The 17,339-nt window shown below is 59.6% G+C and carries 13 protein-coding genes; 2 read left to right on the top strand and 11 right to left on the bottom strand.

Annotated elements, in window-relative coordinates:
* Window positions 1–7: 7 nt before the first annotated feature.
* From Q4P21_RS04565 to Q4P21_RS04555, 3 genes are read right to left on the bottom strand one after another with little or no spacing between them, the layout of a single operon-like run.
* Window positions 8–643: a lactate utilization protein C gene (locus Q4P21_RS04565; protein WP_303387653.1), complete on the bottom strand. Its 636-nt coding sequence runs from the start codon at window positions 641–643 to the stop codon at window positions 8–10.
* Window positions 640–2,184: a LutB/LldF family L-lactate oxidation iron-sulfur protein gene (locus Q4P21_RS04560; protein ID WP_303387652.1), complete on the bottom strand. Its 1,545-nt coding sequence runs from the start codon at window positions 2,182–2,184 to the stop codon at window positions 640–642. Before Q4P21_RS04560 ends, Q4P21_RS04565 begins: the two co-directional genes overlap by 4 nt.
* On the bottom strand, window positions 2,181–2,978 hold the full coding sequence (locus Q4P21_RS04555; RefSeq protein ID WP_303387651.1) for a (Fe-S)-binding protein: 798 nt from the start codon (window positions 2,976–2,978) through the stop codon (window positions 2,181–2,183). Before Q4P21_RS04555 ends, Q4P21_RS04560 begins: the two co-directional genes overlap by 4 nt.
* Before the next feature lie 315 nt (window positions 2,979–3,293).
* On the opposite strand from Q4P21_RS04555, the gene Q4P21_RS04550 reads away from it, so the two are divergent.
* Both Q4P21_RS04550 and Q4P21_RS04545 read left to right on the top strand, forming a co-directional pair.
* Window positions 3,294–7,538: an alpha-L-fucosidase gene (locus tag Q4P21_RS04550; protein ID WP_303387650.1), complete on the top strand. Its 4,245-nt coding sequence runs from the start codon at window positions 3,294–3,296 to the stop codon at window positions 7,536–7,538.
* A 176-nt stretch (window positions 7,539–7,714) separates the two neighbouring features.
* On the top strand, window positions 7,715–8,386 hold the full coding sequence (locus Q4P21_RS04545) for a FadR/GntR family transcriptional regulator (RefSeq protein WP_303387649.1): 672 nt from the start codon (window positions 7,715–7,717) through the stop codon (window positions 8,384–8,386).
* A gap of 152 nt (window positions 8,387–8,538) precedes the next feature.
* Here the strand turns inward: Q4P21_RS04545 and Q4P21_RS04540 are convergent, their stop codons facing one another.
* From Q4P21_RS04540 to Q4P21_RS04505, 8 genes are all read right to left on the bottom strand, one after another.
* Complete coding sequence (locus Q4P21_RS04540; RefSeq protein WP_303387648.1) at window positions 8,539–9,522, bottom strand: ABC transporter substrate-binding protein; 984 nt, start codon at window positions 9,520–9,522, stop codon at window positions 8,539–8,541.
* A 64-nt stretch (window positions 9,523–9,586) separates the two neighbouring features.
* Window positions 9,587–10,609, bottom strand: a complete 1,023-nt coding sequence (locus tag Q4P21_RS04535) for an ABC transporter permease (protein WP_303387647.1) — start codon at window positions 10,607–10,609, stop codon at window positions 9,587–9,589.
* A complete protein-coding gene (locus Q4P21_RS04530; RefSeq protein WP_303387646.1) occupies window positions 10,609–12,174 on the bottom strand; it encodes a sugar ABC transporter ATP-binding protein in 1,566 nt (521 codons plus the stop codon). The genes Q4P21_RS04535 and Q4P21_RS04530 overlap by 1 nt, the downstream gene beginning before the upstream one ends.
* A gap of 218 nt (window positions 12,175–12,392) precedes the next feature.
* The gene (locus Q4P21_RS04525) at window positions 12,393–13,295 is read right to left on the bottom strand and encodes an amidohydrolase (RefSeq protein ID WP_303387645.1); all 903 of its coding nucleotides are present in this window, start codon (window positions 13,293–13,295) and stop codon (window positions 12,393–12,395) included.
* Complete coding sequence (locus tag Q4P21_RS04520; protein ID WP_303387644.1) at window positions 13,288–14,256, bottom strand: aldo/keto reductase; 969 nt, start codon at window positions 14,254–14,256, stop codon at window positions 13,288–13,290. Before Q4P21_RS04520 ends, Q4P21_RS04525 begins: the two co-directional genes overlap by 8 nt.
* A complete protein-coding gene (locus Q4P21_RS04515; protein ID WP_303387643.1) occupies window positions 14,253–14,567 on the bottom strand; it encodes an L-rhamnose mutarotase in 315 nt (104 codons plus the stop codon). Before Q4P21_RS04515 ends, Q4P21_RS04520 begins: the two co-directional genes overlap by 4 nt.
* Entirely contained in the window at window positions 14,564–15,871 is a 1,308-nt protein-coding gene (locus Q4P21_RS04510) for an alpha-L-fucosidase (protein WP_303387642.1), read from the bottom strand. Before Q4P21_RS04510 ends, Q4P21_RS04515 begins: the two co-directional genes overlap by 4 nt.
* A 4-nt stretch (window positions 15,872–15,875) precedes the next feature.
* Entirely contained in the window at window positions 15,876–17,231 is a 1,356-nt protein-coding gene (locus Q4P21_RS04505) for an enolase C-terminal domain-like protein (RefSeq protein ID WP_303387641.1), read from the bottom strand.
* Window positions 17,232–17,339 lie beyond the last annotated feature (108 nt).

Genomic DNA, 17,339 nt, shown 5'->3' with positions numbered 1-17,339 from the left:
CGCCGGACTACGTCAAGATAATGACATCAAGGGTGCGTGGACCGTGGACACCTTCGACACGTTCCAGCTCAATGTCACTTGTGGCGCTGGGCCCGCTGATCCACGTCTGCGGCCGGGTTGCCTCCAGACGAGCGATCGCCTCGGGCAGCACCTCCACAATGTCACCAGCGCGCAGCAGGCAAATGTGCCGGTCGGGAACCAGCGAGATAATGCGCCGCCCTTGGGCCTCACTGCCGTCAAGCATGATGGTTCCCGTCTCGGAAACCGCTGTTGCGGCAGCTGTCACCACTGCGTCCACAGCGTCCAGTTCCGCCACGGTGAGGCGGCGCTCAGGCGAGTCAACATGGACCTCCAACGACCCGGCGTCGTCCGTCAGTTCGGCAAGCCATTCCCTCGGCAAGCCGTGCGGGACCACAATCGAGGCACTGCCGGCGAGTAATTCGGCCAGCTTCGCCGGAGCCTGCGCGGCCGGCGTCACAAACACGTGGGCCTTGTAGTCCTCAAGCCTGTCAACCAGCTGCTCTAAACGCTGCTCAGCGCTCATGTTCGAGCTGCGCCGATATTCGCGCGGCACCACCGGAGTTTCCGGGGCATCACGCAAGGCCGAGGCGATCCGGCCCATGATGTCTTCTCGGGCGCTCATGCCTGCTCTCCTTCGCTGTTCTCAGCACTGTTCCCCGGCGTCATTCCAGGCACGACGGCGGTTCCCGGCTTGTGTTCCTTGTCCCACCACTGCCGGAAGGACCGGTTTGGCGGGGCCGGAATGTCACGGGTTTTTGTCCAACCGCCAGCTATGCCGGGGAGTTTCTTGATGACTTTGTCGCGTCCTGCAGCAAGCTTGCCCAACGGCAGTCCGCGTTCCAGCAGGTTCAGCTTTGCGCCGCTGGAGAAAGCCCACTCGGCACCCTTCATCATCAAGTCCATCTGCGTGGGGACCTTGATTTTCGCGCGCTGGGAATCAATGTCCTCACCGCGCAGGTGCACGAGGATTTCCGGGATATTGATTTTCACTGGGCAGGCGTCAAAGCACGCCCCACACAATGAGGACGCATACGGCAGCGAGTTGTTTTCTTCGCTTTTGATGCCGGTCATCAGCGGGGAAAGAATGGCGCCGATGGGACCTGGGTAGGTGGAGCCGTAGGCGTGCCCGCCGGTTCGTTCGTAGACAGGGCAGACGTTCATGCACGCCGAACAGCGGATGCAGTTCAGTGCCGTGCGGCCCATTTTGTCAGCCAAGGCGGCGGTGCGGCCATTGTCCAGCATGATGAGGTGGACGTTTTGGGGGCCGTCACCGGGGGTTACCCCGGTCCACAAGGACGTGTAGGGGTTCATGCGTTCACCGGTGGAGGACCGGGGCAGCAACTGCATGAACACTTCGAGGTCACTCCAGCTGGGCAGAAGTTTTTCAATCCCCATGACGGTGATCAGCGTTTCCGGCAGCGTCAGGCACATGCGCCCGTTGCCTTCAGATTCCACCACGGTCAGTGTGCCGGTGTCCGCCAAACCAAAGTTAGCCCCGGAGATGGCCACCTTTGCTGTGAGGAATTTTTTGCGCAGGTGCTTGCGGGCGGCCTCGGCCAAACGTGCCGGTTCATCCGTAAGCAGCGGGTCCACACCCGGCATTTCACGCAGGAAAATCTCGCGGACCTGGCTGCGGTTTTTGTGAATGGCGGGGACCAGGATGTGGCTGGGCTTGTCATGGTCCAACTGCACAATGAGTTCGGCCAAGTCGGTTTCATAGGCGGCAATGCCCTGCTCCTCAAGGTATTCATTGAGGCCGATTTCCTGGGTGGCCATGGATTTGACCTTGACCACTTCAGTTTCGCCGGTTTCGCGGATCAACGCCGTGACAATCTCGTTGGCCTCCTGGGCATCCCGGGCCCAGTGGATGATGCCGCCGCGTTTTGTGAAGTTGGCCTCGAAAGCCTCCAGCATGGCGGGCAGGTTCGCCATGGTGGCGTCCTTGATGGCACTGCCGGAGTCGCGCATCTGTTCCCAGTCGGGAAGTTCCGCCACCACCTTCAGGCGCTTGTCCCTGATGGTGTGGGTTGCATGGCCCAAATTGGCGCGAAGCTGGGTATTGGCCAATTCCCTGCGCGCGGCCTGGGGAAATGGTTCGGTCGCGTTGAGGTTGCCGTGCCCAAAAACGGGAAGTGTGGGCATGCCCAGAAAAGTGTTGCTCATCGCTTGCTCCCTGCCAATGTGACGCCGCCGGTGACCGTTACGGGATTTTCCAACGTGCTGGCAAGAATCTCCGCGAAGTGCAGCGTTCCTACATCACTGCCCTGTCTGGAGAGCCCACCGCCTATGTGCATCAGGCAACTGGCGTCCCCTCCCGAGCACAGCTCAGCACCGGTGCCACAAATATTTGCTGCCTTGTCCTGGTTCATGGCCGCCGAAACGTCTGCATTTTTCATGGAGAAGGTGCCACCGAAGCCGCAGCACTGGTCAGCCTCGGGCAGTTCCACCATTTCAATGCCACCGACACTTTTGAGCAGATTCAGCTGCCTGTCCTCAAGTCGCAGCAGGCGCATACCGTGGCAGCTGGGGTGGTACGTGACCTTGTGCGGGAAGTAGGAGCCGAGCTGAGCAGCGGCGTCCGTAATCCCCAGAACGTCGGTCAAAAGTTGGGACAGCTCATAGGTTCTGGCTCCCACGGCCGCAGCCCGCTCTTCAAGGGGAGCATCCCCGCAGCGCCGCGCCACCAGTTCATGCTGATGCTTCACACTGGCAACACAGGAGCCCGAAGGTGCCACGGCGACGTCGTAGTCGTCGGTGTCAAAGGCCTTCACGTGGTTGGCCACCACCGTGTGGGCTTCCTTGAAATAGCCGGAATTGACGTGCATCTGCCCGCAACATGCCTGTCCTGCAGGGAAGACAACCTCGTGACCCAGCCGCTCCAAGAGAGCCACTGTCGCTTGGGCAGTGCGCGGATACATGGCATCGACGATGCACGTGGCAAAGAGTGCAATTTTCATGCTTCCCACTGTAGAGCAAAAACGCTCCGGTGTGGACTGACCACACACCTGAACGGAGGTTCTTGGACCGCGCGTTCTTGTAGTTAACCAACGCTCTTACATCAGATGTTTACTCAAACAAGGACTAGCATGCAACTGATAACACGCAGAAAGTTGCTGGTGTTCTCCGTAACATTCAATAAATAGTGCGTTATCTCACTTTGTACCACTAAATTGGACTCTAATCATCCGATGTTTTGTGGGGAGCTGGCTGCCTACCGTTATGGGCGGGCTGCGACTTCGGGGAAGTTACGACTACAAGGGAGTATTCATTTCATGGTCTTACCCAGTATTGGCGTTGAATCGCGAGGCGGAGGCCGGCTACGGCACCCAGCTTCGCCGCAGAAGCGCCTCAAAACCACCGCCCTCGCCAGCCTGGCGGCTGCGGGCCTTATCGGCACACTTTTAGTGCCGGCACTTGCCGCACAGGCCGCCACCAGCGACTCGTTGAATGTGGGCTTCAATGGCTCACTGGTCGGCACTAGCGCTTACACCACCACGGGCGATGAAATCATGCACGGCGTGCTCAAGCGCGTCAACGGGGCCGAAGAGCAGGTGCCCCTTTCAGGGGTCAAACTCGCCGGTGGAACCCAAGGTCTCCGCTATGCACCCACGGACATGACCACAGGGACAACGAGCGCTGACCAGGGGTTCCTTGGGGAAGTGAAGTTCACTCCCACGAGCACAGCCGAGCTGTCCACGATCTTCTCCGCCGGCGGAAACTTCTTCATCCGCGCCCAGGCCAACGAATTGCGCTACGGCTTCGACTCCCAATCCGGCTCAACGTGGACCTCGAACAAGGCCACGGTTCCCTACCCTGCCCTTAATATGGAGCACGCGCTCTCCTTTCACTACCTACCCACTGGAACCGGCGCCAAGCTGACCGTGATGCTGGACGGTGTGGTTCTGCCAACCGTAACCAGCACCGGGCTGGCCACCAACAGTGCGAATCTGGGCTCCATCTTTGGCTTTGGTTATGAAGTCAACACGCAGGGCACAACCCGCGGCTTCAACGGCACCCTCCACGAGGTCCGTCTCGCCAAGGCAGCAACTGCATTCAACGCCGCAGACTTCGAGTTCCAGCCGCTGCCGGCGTCGACCGACCTGCTCGACGTCGCCTACGACGGCACACTCAACGCCAACCAATACACCCCCTCCAGCAGCGAGATCATGGCCGGGACACTGGCACGGCGCGCCGGCACGGAAACCATCGCCAATGGCGTGGCCACCCTGACAACAGCCGGTCAGGGACTCGATTTCACGGCGGGCGACTTTCCCCTGGGCACAGCGGCCCTCAACAAGGGATTCGTGGCCGAAGCTGTCTTCACACCGACAGGAACCCAGGTAGCCCAAGGAACGGTCATTGCCGTGGGCGGCAACTTGTTTGCCCGCTACACCAACAGTGCAACCGGGTTCGAGTACGGTTTCAGCTCCAACGCCAGCGGCAAATGGGTGACCGTCGCTGAAACCATTCCGGTTCCCGAGGTCAACAAGGCCCACACCTTCTCCATGGTGTATGTGCCCAAGAGCGACGGCACTGCCGAACTCATCGCCGGCATGGACGGGAAACTCCTGACCCCCCTCAAGGGTGCTCAGGCCGTCAAGAACCAGAGCGCAACCTCCACCGCCAGCTTCGGCGCAGAAGTCAAGGAAGCCAGCAATACCCGCACGTTCAAGGGTTCGCTGGACAAGACCCGTTTTGCCGCCCTGACCGCTGGCTATGACGCGGCAGCCGTCAAGTACCAGGAGCTGGTCGAGGCCGAACCTGAAGTTTGTGAGCCGCTGCTGTTGGACCCTGCCAACTACGTTTCTGTCAGCACGGGCGACTGTGCAGCCAACGTTTTGGCCAAGTCAGCCCTGGTTCGCCCCACGCTGCCCCAGCTCGAATGGCAGGAAGCTCGCCAAACCGCATTCGTGCACTTCGGCATCAACACTTTCTACAACCAAGAGTGGGGCAACGGCACCGAGGACCCCGCACGGTTCAATCCCACGGACTTCAACGCTGACAGCTGGGTTAAGACTCTGCGTGACAACGGATTCCGTTACACGGTCCTGACGGTCAAGCACCACGATGGATTCATGTCGTACCCGTCTCGCTACACCCCCTACACAGTGGCATCCTCCCCATGGAAGGGTGGCAAGGGTGATGTGGTGAAGGAGTTCACCGACGCCGCACATAAATATGGCATGAAGGTGGGACTCTACATGTCCCCCGCCGACTCCAACCAGGAAGTTTCGGGCGTATTTGGCAACGGTAGCGCCAAGCAGGAACGCACCATCCCGACACTGGTCACCAACGACGACAGGGCAGGCAAGGACCTCCCTACGTTCAAGTACCAGGCAACCGATTACGGCGCGTTCTTCCTCAACACGCTATATGAAGTCCTGACCCAGTACGGCCAGGTCGACGAGGTATGGTTCGACGGCGCCCAGGGCAATACGGGCAAGCAGGAATTCTACGACTACCCGGCGTTCTACGACATGATCGCCCAACTACAACCCCACGCCCTGGTGGCTGTGGGCGGCAACCACATCAAGTGGATCGGCAATGAACAGGGAACGGCACGCGACAACGAGTGGGGCGTACTCCCTGTCAAGACGCCGACAGACGGTGGCAAGATTTCTTCCGTCACCCCGGACGGCGAAGCAAATCTTGGCTCCACGAAGTCCATGCTTACGGCCGTCAAGACCGGTGCTGCCAACAACCTGCACTGGTGGCCGGGAGAAGCCGACATGAAGCTGACCCAGGGTTGGTTCGCGCACCCGAATGACGCACCAAAGTCACCGACTGAGATGCTTGGCAAGTACCACGACTCAGCTGGACGCAACGCAGTGCTGTTGCTCAACGTTCCGCCCACCACGACGGGCAAGTTCGCGGAAACCTCCAATAAGGCTTTGGCTGGCTTCACCGAAGAACGGGCGAAGGCATTTAGCCAGGACCACGCCTTGGGCCTGCCGGTTTCCATCAACGGCGAGGCTTCGGCACTGCTCACCGATGGGAACTTCCGTTCTTCTGCAACGCAGGGTCTAGCTGCTGGCCAGAGCTTCGAAATCAATTTGGGCTCGGCCAAGGCCGTTGACCGAATCGCCTTGTCTGAGGATGTTTTGAACCACGGACAGAACGTGGACGGCTTCCTTGTTGAGGCAAAGCTCAATGGAGTGTGGACGAAGGTCACCGAAGCCGGCACCGTCGGCGTACTGCGCATCCTGAAGTTCAACACCACCACTGCACAGGAATTCCGAGTCACAGTGAAGGGCACGCGGACGCCCGCGTTCTTCGCGAACGTTTCCCTGTATGGAACCTTGGCAGCGGCTCCGGCCCCCATCAAGGATCTCTACGTTGACTGCCAGGCCCCTGTCGCAGGGATCGGTACCGAAGCCCGGCCCTTCAACTCGATGGAACAATTCCGTCAGACTGAAATCGCCACAAGTGCAACCATTCATTTCAAGGCCGGTACTGACTGTGCAGCGTCCGACACCCCATTCTGGGGTTACGGCACCGCTGCTGCACCCATCACTGTCACCACCTATGGAAACGGCACACCTGCATTGATCGGCGGAAAGTCCTTGGCGGATAACTTCGCCAAGCGCGCTGATCAAGGCTGGGTAGTTGATGAGGGCGTGGCACCCGCCACCCCCACCGTCACAGTGGAGACTGCTACCGTAACTGCCGGAGAAACCAACAAACTCACGTTGACTGGCTTCACCCCCGGTCAGGAGGTCACTGTTGAATTGCGCCCTGGTGCAATCACCTTGGGCAAGGCAACCGCCGATGCCCAGGGCAGCGCCACTTTGACCGTTACGATTCCGGCCGATACCTCGGCAGGAGACTTCACCGTCGTGGCCACTCAGGGAGCAAATTCAGCTTCAGCTTCCCTCAAAGTCAACGCGGCCGTAGTGACGCCCACGCCGACCCCGTCTGCGACGGCTACGGCTACACCGACACCTTCGGCCACGGATACACCCACGGAGACGCCCACGTCTACAGCTACTCCTGATGCCACTACCCCGCCGGCGGCGGATGAGCCTTCAGGCTTCCTGAGCTCGACAACAGTGGCAGCAGGTGCTGATCTGACAATCACCGGCGAGAACTTCAAGCCGGGCAGCACTGCGACGTTCACGTTGCATTCAGATCCCGTTGTGCTGGGTACCTCCACTGTCGCGACGGACGGGAGCGTAGCCCTCACCACGAAGGTGCCTGAAACGGTTCCGGCTGGTGTGCACACAGTGATCATCACCGGCACTGACAACGCTGGGGAGAGTGCCACAGTCAGCATCTCGCTGACGGTGACCGCTGCCGCAAATGCCACAAGCACGGCAACGTCCAGCGCAAGTGCAAGCAACTCCGCAACTGCGTCTGCAACAACCAAGGCCGGGTCTGCTGCAGGGGCCGGAACAACGAATGACGATCTAGCCCACACGGGAGCCAATGCCACATCAAGCCTCTTCTTGGCTTTGACATTGTTGATCGCCGGCGGCGTCTTCGTCATGGTGGTCCGCCGCCGTGGCAAGCGCGCCTAGTTCGCCTGCAAAAAAGAATAAATAAATAAAGGCTGTGCCCGGTTCCTCACAGGTGCCGGGCACAGTTGCTTAACGCAGTAGCCGAGACGCCGCCGTCGACATGATTCAAGGAATGGACCGTTGCCGCCGGAGTGCCACACCCGGTAAAGCAAACATCAGACCACTAGACTGTTGCTATGGCCGTAACCGACGAAGCAATCACCAAGATCAAGGACATGATCATCTCCGGAGAGCTTGCCGCAGGCGACCGGCTACCTCCCGAGAAGGAACTCAGCGAGAAGCTGGGTCTTTCCCGGAGTTCACTCCGGGAAGCCGTCAAGGCGTTAGAGATCATACGTGTCTTGGATGTGCGTCGCGGCGATGGGACCTACGTGACCAGTCTGGAGCCGAAGCTGCTCACTGAGGCCATGACGTTTATTGTCGACCTGCATCAGGATGAAACCATCCTGGAGATCTTTGAGGTCCGCCGCATGCTTGAACCTGCGGCTGCAGCCACAGCCGCAAGGCTCATCACCGCGGAACAAATCGCCACCCTGCGTGCCACGATGGACAACATTGATGAGCAAACCAGCGTTGAATCCCTGGTTGAGCACGATCTTGTGTTCCACGGACTGATTACGGCAGCCGCAAACAACTCCTACTTGGAGAGTGTGCTGGACTCACTTTCAAGCAGCACTGTCCGTGCCCGTATTTGGCGTGGCCTCACCCAGGAAAAAGCTGTGGACCGCACTCTCTCGGAGCATACGGCCATCATCGAAGCGCTGGAGCGCGGCGACATTGAACTCACCAGGGCCCTGGTGACTGTTCACATCAGTGGCGTAGAGCACTGGCTGCGGCAAGCGCTCTAGGCCCCGCCACACGCAGCAACAGGTGCGCTGGACGCCGTCGTGCCTGGAAAATCCTTAGCAAGCTAGTGCTTAAACGAAACCGGCCCGGCCCGATGGCGGAACAACACGTGAATGTGTTCTCCTGCCACCGGGACGGGCCGGTCCAGTGAAGCCTACTCGTACAGGTTCGCGGCGATCTTGGGATCGGCGATGTTGGTCTTGTCGTACCAGTAGAAGCCGGTGTCGATGACCTTCTCAACCTTTTCGCCCTTGATGGCGGCAACGGCGGCCTTGACCGTCTCGTAGCCGATGCCCACGGGGTTCTGGGTGACTGCGCCAGCCATGAGGCCGTCCTTGATGGCGTCCATCTGGGCCTTGCCGGAGTCGAAGCCGACGATGACCAGCTTGCCGGTCTTGCTCATCTCCTTGACAGCGTTGACAATGCCGATGGCTGCGCCTTCGTTGGTGCCGTACATGCCTGCCAAGTCCGGGTTGGCGGTCATCATGGCCTTGGCGGCGTCCGTGGACTTGGCCTGGTCGCCGTCCGCGTACTGCACGTCAACGATCTTGATGTCCGGTGCGTTGGCCTTCATGTAGTCCACGAAGCCATCGCGACGGTCGGTGCCTGAGGTGGCCGTCTGGGAGTGGCTGATGATGCCAATCGCGCCCTTGTTACCGAGCAGTTCAGCCATGTGCTTTGCGGCTTCAGCCGCGGCAGCCTTGTTGTCAGTGGAAGCCGTGGCCAACGGGATATCTGAATCTACACCGGAGTCGAAGGCAATGACGGGGATGTTCTTTGCCTTGGCATCCTGCAGCACGCCTTCTGCGGCCTTGGAATCCAATGCTGCCAAGGCCAGCGCCTGGGGGTTCTTGGCCATGGCGTTGTTCAGCTGGTCCATCTGCTGCTGAACGTTGGTTTCCTTGTCAGGGCCTTCGAACGAAATCTCAACATCGAATTCCTTGGCTGCCTTTTCAGCGCCTTGCTTCACTGACTGCCAGAACTGGTGCTGGAAGCCCTTTGAGACAATGGCGATATACGGCTTGCCGCCGGCGCTGGCGCCACCACCGGCAGGCGCAGCGGCCTCCGTGTCACAGGCTGCAAGGCCCAGGGATACTGCAGCCACCGAGGCTAGGGCGAGAAATTTTCTTCTTTGCATGGGTCTTACTCCTTTGTATAAACACTTGGACGAATCTGTTGCGGGAACCGCGGTTTTTGAGAATCTATTTGACGGTTTTCTTGCGTCGCACCATGTCCAGGTAGACGGCGAGCAGAATCACGACGCCGACGGCAACTTGCTGCCATTCCTGCGGGATCGACATGATGGACAGGCCGTTGGTCAGCACCGACATGATCAGCGCACCAATGACGGTGCCAATGATGGAGCCCTTGCCGCCAGCCAGTGATGTTCCGCCGATGACGACGGCGGCAATCGCCTGAAGCTCCAAGCCCATGCCACCTGCGGGCTGGGCCGAGTTGAGGCGGGCTGCGGCAATGACGCCGGCCAGCCCGGTGAAGGCGCCGGCAAATGTGTAGATCATGACGGTCCACTTGGTCACGTTGACACCGGAGAGGGCCGTTGCCTGTTCGTTGCTGCCGATGGAGTACGTGTAGCGGCCAAGGACGGTCTTGGACAAGACCACTCCTGCCACGATGGCAGCAGCGAACAAGATGAAGACGGCATTGGGGATAACCAGGCCCGGGATCGACTTGCCCAGGGCAAAAATCGACTGGAAGCCCTCAACCTCGTTGGTGTAGATCGGCTTCGTCCCGGAGATGACCAGGGCCAGGCCGGCAGCAACCATCATCATGGCCAGTGTGGCGATGAATGAGGGGATCTTCAGCACCGCAACGAAGAATCCGTTGGTACAACCAATGAGGGCACCGAACAGCACGCCGCCGAGCACTCCCACAATCATGGGAAGGCCCAGCTGGGTCATAAAGTAGGCCGTCATGACCGAGCACAAGGTCATGCCCGTTCCAATGGACAGGTCGATGCCGCCGGTGATGATGACAAAGGTGGTTCCCAATGCCAAAAGTCCCGTTACCACTGTGGAGAGCAGAATATTGGACAGGTTTGCCGCTTGGTAAAAGTTCGAGCTTGCCACGGAGAAGAAGAGCACCAACGCCAACAGGCTTGCAAACGCAAGCAGCTGCTGGAAACTGGCCCGAATCCGGGTGTTGAGTTCTGATTTTTTGTAGCTGGCAACCGTGGCGGATTGCGCATCTTCCTTGGTCAGTGTCATCAGTTTGCCGTGCTTTCTTGCTTTGAGGCGCTCTGCGCGCTGGACGGTGGGAGGGGTGTCAAGACGGCACTTTCAATGTTCTGAGTAGCCAATTCCATAATGTTTTCCTGGTTGGCATCCTCATTGGACAGGAAGCCGGTGAGCCTGCCCTCGCTCATCACCGCAATCCGGTGCGAGAGCCGCAGCACTTCCGGCAACTCCGAAGAGATCATGATGATGGATTTGCCTTGTGCCACCAAGTCATTGAGCAGCGTGTAGATCTCTTCCTTGGCACCAACGTCAATTCCCCGGGTCGGCTCGTCAAAGATCAGGATGTCGCAGTCCCTGACCAGCCATTTGGCAATGACGATCTTCTGCTGGTTACCTCCGGAGAGGTTCTTGGCGATTTGTGCGCTGGACGGGGTCTTGATACGCAGTTTGTCGATGTAGGTGGTGGCCGTTGCCTTCATGGACTTGTCATCGAGCACACCCATGCGCGAGAACATCTTCAAGGAGCTCAGTGCGATGTTGTCTTTGACGTCACGCTCCAGCAAGAGACCCAAATGCTTCCGGTCTTCGGACAGATAGCCCAGGCCCATGCTGGCCGCCACTGCAGGGTTGCTGATGGTCACGGCCTTGCCATTGAGCTCAATGGAACCAGCCGAAATACGGTCGGCCCCCACAATGGCACGTGCGATCTCGGTGCGTCCTGCTCCCATGAGCCCGGCGAAACCAAGGATTTCGCCCTTGTGGAGGTCGAAGTTGATGTTGCGCAGGAAGTCCTTCGTCTCCAACCCGGTGACCTTCAGGACGACTTCATCGGTTGGCGCATGGGTTTCCGGACGCTGGTTGCCGGAAATTTCGCGGCCAACCATCAAGTTGATGACTTCGCGCATGGTGGTGCTGGCCGTGTCGACGGTGTCAATGTACTGACCGTCGCGAATCACTGTGATGCGGTCTGAGATGGCCTTGAGCTCATCCATGCGGTGCGAGATGTAAATGACACCGGTGTCTTCATTCGTGAAGTTGCGGATCAAATCATGGAGGGTGGCCACCTCAGCGTCATTCAAAGCAGCGGTGGGCTCATCCATGATCAGAATGCGTGATTTGTAGGAGAGCGCCTTGGCAATTTCCACCATCTGCTGTTTGGCAACCGTCAAATCGCCGACGCGCGCCTTGGGGTCAAGATCAATATTGATCTTGTTGAACAACAGGCGGGCCTTGCGGTTCAGCGCGCGCTCACTCAGGAAGACGCCGCCAATGCGGGGCTCGCGGCCAATGTAGATGTTTTGGGCCACGGTCAGATCCTGCATCAGGTTGAATTCCTGGTGGATGATGCTGATGCCCAGTTCCTGGGCGTGCTTGGTGCCGTTGATGACCACTTGGTCACCGTCGATTTCAAAGGCGCCCGAATCCGGCACGTAAATACCTGAAAGCAGCTTCATGAGCGTGGATTTTCCGGCGCCGTTTTCGCCAACGAGTGCCAAAACCTCGTTATGGCCGAGATCCAACTGCATCTCGGAGAGTGCCTTGACCCCCGGAAAGCTCTTGTTCACCCCGGATATCCGAAGAAGTTTCTTACTCATGCCGTCCTTCCAAGCCTCATTCAAAATGATCTGACATCAGACCTCTTTTGAAGCCATTCGCCACTGACCGGAAACTGCATACGTCTACTAGATTCTGAAATATCCGGCATTAGCCATGTACATCGGGGCTTCCGGCGAACGTGACTTCCATCATGTTATGTTATTTAAAACACAAACACACTCGTTTGATGCCAATACATCCGATGTTTACGAAACCGTTACCGACGGTACGTACGCTGCGCTGTTCCAGCCCACACCATTTGTGCATCCGTGGACTCCAGCGAGTTGATCAAGGCGGCCAGGACGTCCACGGTATCCCCGTAGCTGGCGCCGAGCAGGCTCACCGGCCAGTCCCCGCCAAACATCAGCCGTGCCGGGCCAAACGCCTCCAGCGCAGTCTCCCAAACCTGGTTCAGCGCTGGGGTTGAGAATTCTGCCGTGTCGGTATGGAGCCCAGATACTTTTGCCACCGTGTTGGGCAGTGAAGCCACGTCGCGCAGCTGTTGCGCCCAGAGTTTCATCGACTCCGGTGCACCGCCACGCGGTGGCTTGCCTAGATGGTCAAGCACCACTGTGAGCTCCGGCAGCGCACGGGCCAGGTCAGCCACCTGCCCGAGGTGACGGGGAAAAGCGTCAGGAACATCAAAGGGGAGCCCAGCCTGCGCTACCAGGGTCAGAGACTTCCTGACGGACTCCAACTCCAGAATGTCGGGCCGTGGATTGTCATGGATCAAGGTGCGCACCCCGCAAAACGCCGGGCTGGCCGTCCACTTTTCCAACAAATCCGCAGTGGCCGCCGGATCTTCCAGCGGCAGCCATCCCACCACTCCAATAATCCAGTCATTGGCGGCGGCGGCGTCCAGCATCGTTTCTGTGTCGGTGGCCGTGTCATCTGCCTGCACCAGGATCGCCTGGCTCACCCCGGCAGCCGAAAGTGCCTGCCGGGCCTGGTGCGGTGTAAACGTGTCGTAGAGGACCCCATGGGCCGGTGTCAGCCACGAATATTGGCCTGAAACGGGTTTCCATATATGCAGATGCGAGTCGATGCGCAACGTTGTTGATCCCAACGGCTCGGCAACAGCGGCAACGTCCCGACCGGCGTCGGACGCGCAGCTAGACATGAAGGAGGCTTTCATCCAACAGGCCACGCTCAACCAATGCCGGCCACAAACCCGCCGGAATAACGGCCGCCATGCGTTCAGCCGTCTGCTTGATCTGCTTTGCGTTGGAGGCGCCCACCACCACAGTGCAGACCGCCGGGTGACTCACCGCAAACTGCAGGGCTGCTGCGGGCAGCTCCACACCGAATTCATCGCAGCAGGCAGCGAGTGCCTTGGCCCGGGCCAGAATTTGCGCCGGGGCGGGTTCATAGTTGTAGTGTGCGTCATCCGGCACCACCGGCCGGGCCAGGAGGCCTGAGTTGTAGACGCCACAGTTGGCCACCTGAACATTGCGCTCCAAGCACAGCGGCAGCAGATCTACGGCAGCCGGCTGTTCCAGCAGTGAGTAGCGACCAGCCAGCATGATCACGTCAATGTCGGCACGTGCCACGCATTCTGCCAGTGCGTCCGCGGAGTTCGAGCCCACGCCAATGGCCTTGACCAGACCTTCTTCGCGCAGCTTTTCAAGCGCGGGCAGCGCCTGGTTGATGCCCGCTTCGAGGTCGTAGACATCGGGGTCGTGCAGGTAGGCAATGTCGATGCGGTCCAGGCCGGTGCGCTCCAGGGAGTCCTCAATGCTGCGGCGAATCCCAGCTTCGGAGGGGTCCCAGTGCCGCACGGTGTCTGCCGGCACATCAAAGCCCTGCGAATCACGGGCACCTTCGGCGTTCTCCACCGGCTCCAAGAGCCTGCCAACCTTCGTGGAAATCACAAACTCGTCACGGGGCCTCGTGGTGAGGAATGCACCGAGGCGGCGCTCCGACAAACCCAGCCCGTAGTGCGGCGCGGTGTCGAAGTAGCGCAGGCCTGCGTCCCAGGCCGCTGCCAAGGTGGCGGCAGCAACGTCGTCGTCCATGGCGCGGTACAGGTTGCCGATGCCGGCGGCACCGAAGCCCAGCCGGCCCAGTTCAGGAAGGCTCATGGCAGTTCCCACACTTTCGCCAGGCCCATGTCGTCACCAGAGTAGTCGTCTTCAACTTCGAGCAGTTCGGCCATTACGGCCTGCCACGCGATGTTGACCGGATTGGTGGCAAGTTCCCTGCGCATGGATTGGTAGTCGGCCACCTCCACTACATGGAAAAGTTCGCGTCCGCTGCGCCAGATGTTCCATCCGGTAACGCCTGCGGCGCGCAGGGCGGAATCCAGCTCGTCGCTGATGCGGGCATGAACGGAGTCGTACTCCGCCTCCTTGCCAGCTTTCAGACGCGTGTGCAGGGCAATTTTCTGGCTCATGCCAACTCACTTTCATCGTTGAGGAACAGTTCGATGACGGGTACCGTCACGTTGGGGCGCTGGACGGGAAGCACTAGCGTCAAGGTGCCTGCAGGCTGGCCACCCGGGCGCGTATTGATGGCGACCTGCGCGGGATCCAGCTTTTCAATCACAATCTCGGAGGCGTCATTGAGCAACTGGGCATAGCTGACGTGCTCGGCCAGCCCGGGCAGGTGCACCACTTTCAGTGGCCAGGCGAAAAGGTGGAGGTAGAGCCGGTTCCCGGCGCGGGTAAAGCGGCAGTCCGCCGGCGGCACGAGGCTTGTGCTGTGCGCCCCGCGGATGGACCGTCCATGGGCGCGCATCCACTCCCCCAGGCCAGTCAAGGTGGCGGAGGCACGCGGATCAATCTCGCCGCGGGCCGTGGGTCCCACGTTCAACAGTAGGTTCCCGTCCTTTGCGACGCCGTCGATGAGCATGCGTACCAACAAGTCCACGGACTTGTAATCCATGTTGTCGCGGTCATAGCCCCAGCTGCCATTGAGAGTCTGGCACGCTTCCCACGGCACCTCCTTGCCGCCGCTCATCATGGCGCCGGCTGGCTGGTACTGCTCAGGGGTGACAAAGTCGCCGGGAACATCCAGCCGGTCGTTGATGATGATGCCGGGCTGCAGTTCACGAATCATGTCCACGAGCTCCACCGAGCCCCAGGCGTCCTTGCCCTTGCCCGGGTACCTGACAGCCAGAGGCCCCTCGGGATACGAGAAGTCAAAGAACAGGTAGTCGATCTTGCCGTAGTTGGTCAGCAGTTCCCGAACCTGCCCATGCAGGTACTCCCGGTAGACGTTCATGTCACGGCTGGCGTTGAGCTCCTCCACATTGGGTGCGTCCCGCAGCGGATGGATGTCATCGATCGTGAAGTCCGGGTGGTGCCAGTCAATGAGGGAATGGTAGAAACCAACCTTGAGTCCGGCATCGCGAAGAGCCTGAACATACGGAACCAGCAAGTCCCGGCCTGCGGGGGTGTTGGTGGCTTTGTAGTCCGTCAACGCCGAATCCCACAGGCAGAACCCCTCATGGTGCTTGGTGGTCAGCACCACGTATTCCATCCCAGCGGCCTTGGCAGACCTGGCCCATTCACGCGGTTCGTAAAGGTCAGGGTCAAACCGCTCAAAATACGCAGCGTAGTCCTCCACGCTGGTGCGCTCTAAGCTCATAACCCATTCATGCCTGGCGGGCAATGCATAAAGTCCCCAGTGCACGAACATTCCAAGCCTGGACTCCGTGAACCACGGAGCATGGTCAACATGTACCTGGGATGGCATTTATTTAGACTGCTTCCGTTGCCAGGGTTAGGTTGGCTGTGGAGTTGCCACCCTCAGCCGCGTCGGCGACCCAGAACGCACCGTCCGGGAACGTGTATTCAGCAACCGAGGCTGCATGCATTTCACTGCCGCCGCCTGGAGTCAGCGGCGGCCAGTAGCAGCCGTCATGCACGTCAATCGGGGTGATGAAGTGCTCGTGGAGGTGATCGACGAACTCGATCATCCGGTCTTCTTTTTGGCCCGAAACGGCCACGAAGTCAAACATCGACAAGTGCTGGACCGCCTCGCACAGGCCCACACCACCAGCGTGGGGGCAAACGCGAACACCGAACTTGGCTGCCAGCAGCAAAATGGCAACGTTCTCGTTCACACCTGCCACGCGGGCTGCATCAATCTGCAGGACCTGCAGGGAGTTGGCCTGCAGCATCTGCTTGAAGACAACACGGTTTTGGACATGTTCGCCGGTAGCTACCGGAATCGGGGCCACCCCGCGGGAAATGGCAGCGTGTCCCAGGATGTCATCCGGGCTTGTCGGTTCCTCAATCCAGGCGATGTCGAACGGAGCCAGGTGCTTCATCCATTCGATGGCCTGAGCCACGTCCCAGCGCTGGTTCGCATCCACCGCAATTTTAATATCAGGTCCGACGGCGGCACGCGCGGCACGCAGTCGGCGCACGTCATCTTCGAGGTCGGCACCGACCTTGAGCTTAATCTGCTTGAACCCGTCAGCCACGGCTTCATGTGCCAGACGGGTCAGCTTCTCATCGGAGTACCCCAACCAGCCCGGTGTGGTGGTGTAGCCCGGGTAGCCTTCAGCCAGCAGCGTCGCCGTTCGCTCTTCGCGTCCCGCCTCCGCGTTGCGCAGAATCTCCAGCGCCTCCTCGCGGGTCAGGGCGTCGCTCAGGTAGCGGAAGTCGACCAGGTTCACGAGTTCCTCGGGGCTCATGCTGCCGAGCAGCTGCCACAGCGGCAGGCCTGCGCGCTTTGCCTTCAGGTCCCACAGTGCGTTGGTGACGGCACCGATGGCCATGTGCATGACACCCTTTTCCGGGCCAAGCCAGCGCAGTTGGGAATCGTTGATGAATTCCTTGTAGGTGGCCCCCATGTCCTGGAGGAGTTCCTCGGCATTTCGGCCCATCAGGTACGGGGTCAGCGCCTTGATGGCAGCCGTTTCAACGTCGTTGCCACGGCCAATCGTGAAGACAAAGCCATGCCCCTCATGTCCGTCGCTGCTGTCCGTGACGATGCGCAGGTACGCCGCCGAGTAGTCAGGATCCGGGTTCATGGCATCAGAGCCATCCAGATCACGTGACGTTGGGAAACGGACGTCGCTGGTCTCAACGGCAATGATTGTGCTCACGGTGCTGCTCTCTGTAGAAAAGTTTCGAAAAGTTAGAAAAGTCACTACCAGCTAAACATCCGATGTTTCACATGTCAATACTAGGAGATATGCTGAAATTGCCGCATA

It is taken from the genome of Arthrobacter sp. (genome assembly GCF_030540645.1).
Taxonomy (GTDB): domain Bacteria; phylum Actinomycetota; class Actinomycetes; order Actinomycetales; family Micrococcaceae; genus Specibacter.
The sequence above is the reverse complement of the archived record's forward strand: the minus strand, read 5'-3'. Positions and strand labels throughout refer to the sequence as shown.

Bases quoted from the DNA above. Each gene is read 5' to 3' on its own strand.
- Q4P21_RS04565 (WP_303387653.1), bottom strand. From the start codon at position 643: ATGAGCGCCCGAGAAGACATCATGGGCCGGATCGCCTCGGCCTTGCGT.
- Q4P21_RS04560 (WP_303387652.1), bottom strand. From the start codon at position 2,184: ATGAGCAACACTTTTCTGGGCATGCCCACACTTCCCGTTTTTGGGCAC.
- Q4P21_RS04555 (WP_303387651.1), bottom strand. From the start codon at position 2,978: ATGAAAATTGCACTCTTTGCCACGTGCATCGTCGATGCCATGTATCCG.
- Q4P21_RS04550 (WP_303387650.1), top strand. From the start codon at position 3,294: ATGGTCTTACCCAGTATTGGCGTTGAATCGCGAGGCGGAGGCCGGCTA.
- Q4P21_RS04545 (WP_303387649.1), top strand. From the start codon at position 7,715: ATGGCCGTAACCGACGAAGCAATCACCAAGATCAAGGACATGATCATC.
- Q4P21_RS04540 (WP_303387648.1), bottom strand. From the start codon at position 9,522: ATGCAAAGAAGAAAATTTCTCGCCCTAGCCTCGGTGGCTGCAGTATCC.
- Q4P21_RS04535 (WP_303387647.1), bottom strand. From the start codon at position 10,609: ATGACACTGACCAAGGAAGATGCGCAATCCGCCACGGTTGCCAGCTAC.
- Q4P21_RS04530 (WP_303387646.1), bottom strand. From the start codon at position 12,174: ATGAGTAAGAAACTTCTTCGGATATCCGGGGTGAACAAGAGCTTTCCG.
- Q4P21_RS04525 (WP_303387645.1), bottom strand. From the start codon at position 13,295: ATGTCTAGCTGCGCGTCCGACGCCGGTCGGGACGTTGCCGCTGTTGCC.
- Q4P21_RS04520 (WP_303387644.1), bottom strand. From the start codon at position 14,256: ATGAGCCTTCCTGAACTGGGCCGGCTGGGCTTCGGTGCCGCCGGCATC.
- Q4P21_RS04515 (WP_303387643.1), bottom strand. From the start codon at position 14,567: ATGAGCCAGAAAATTGCCCTGCACACGCGTCTGAAAGCTGGCAAGGAG.
- Q4P21_RS04510 (WP_303387642.1), bottom strand. From the start codon at position 15,871: ATGCCATCCCAGGTACATGTTGACCATGCTCCGTGGTTCACGGAGTCC.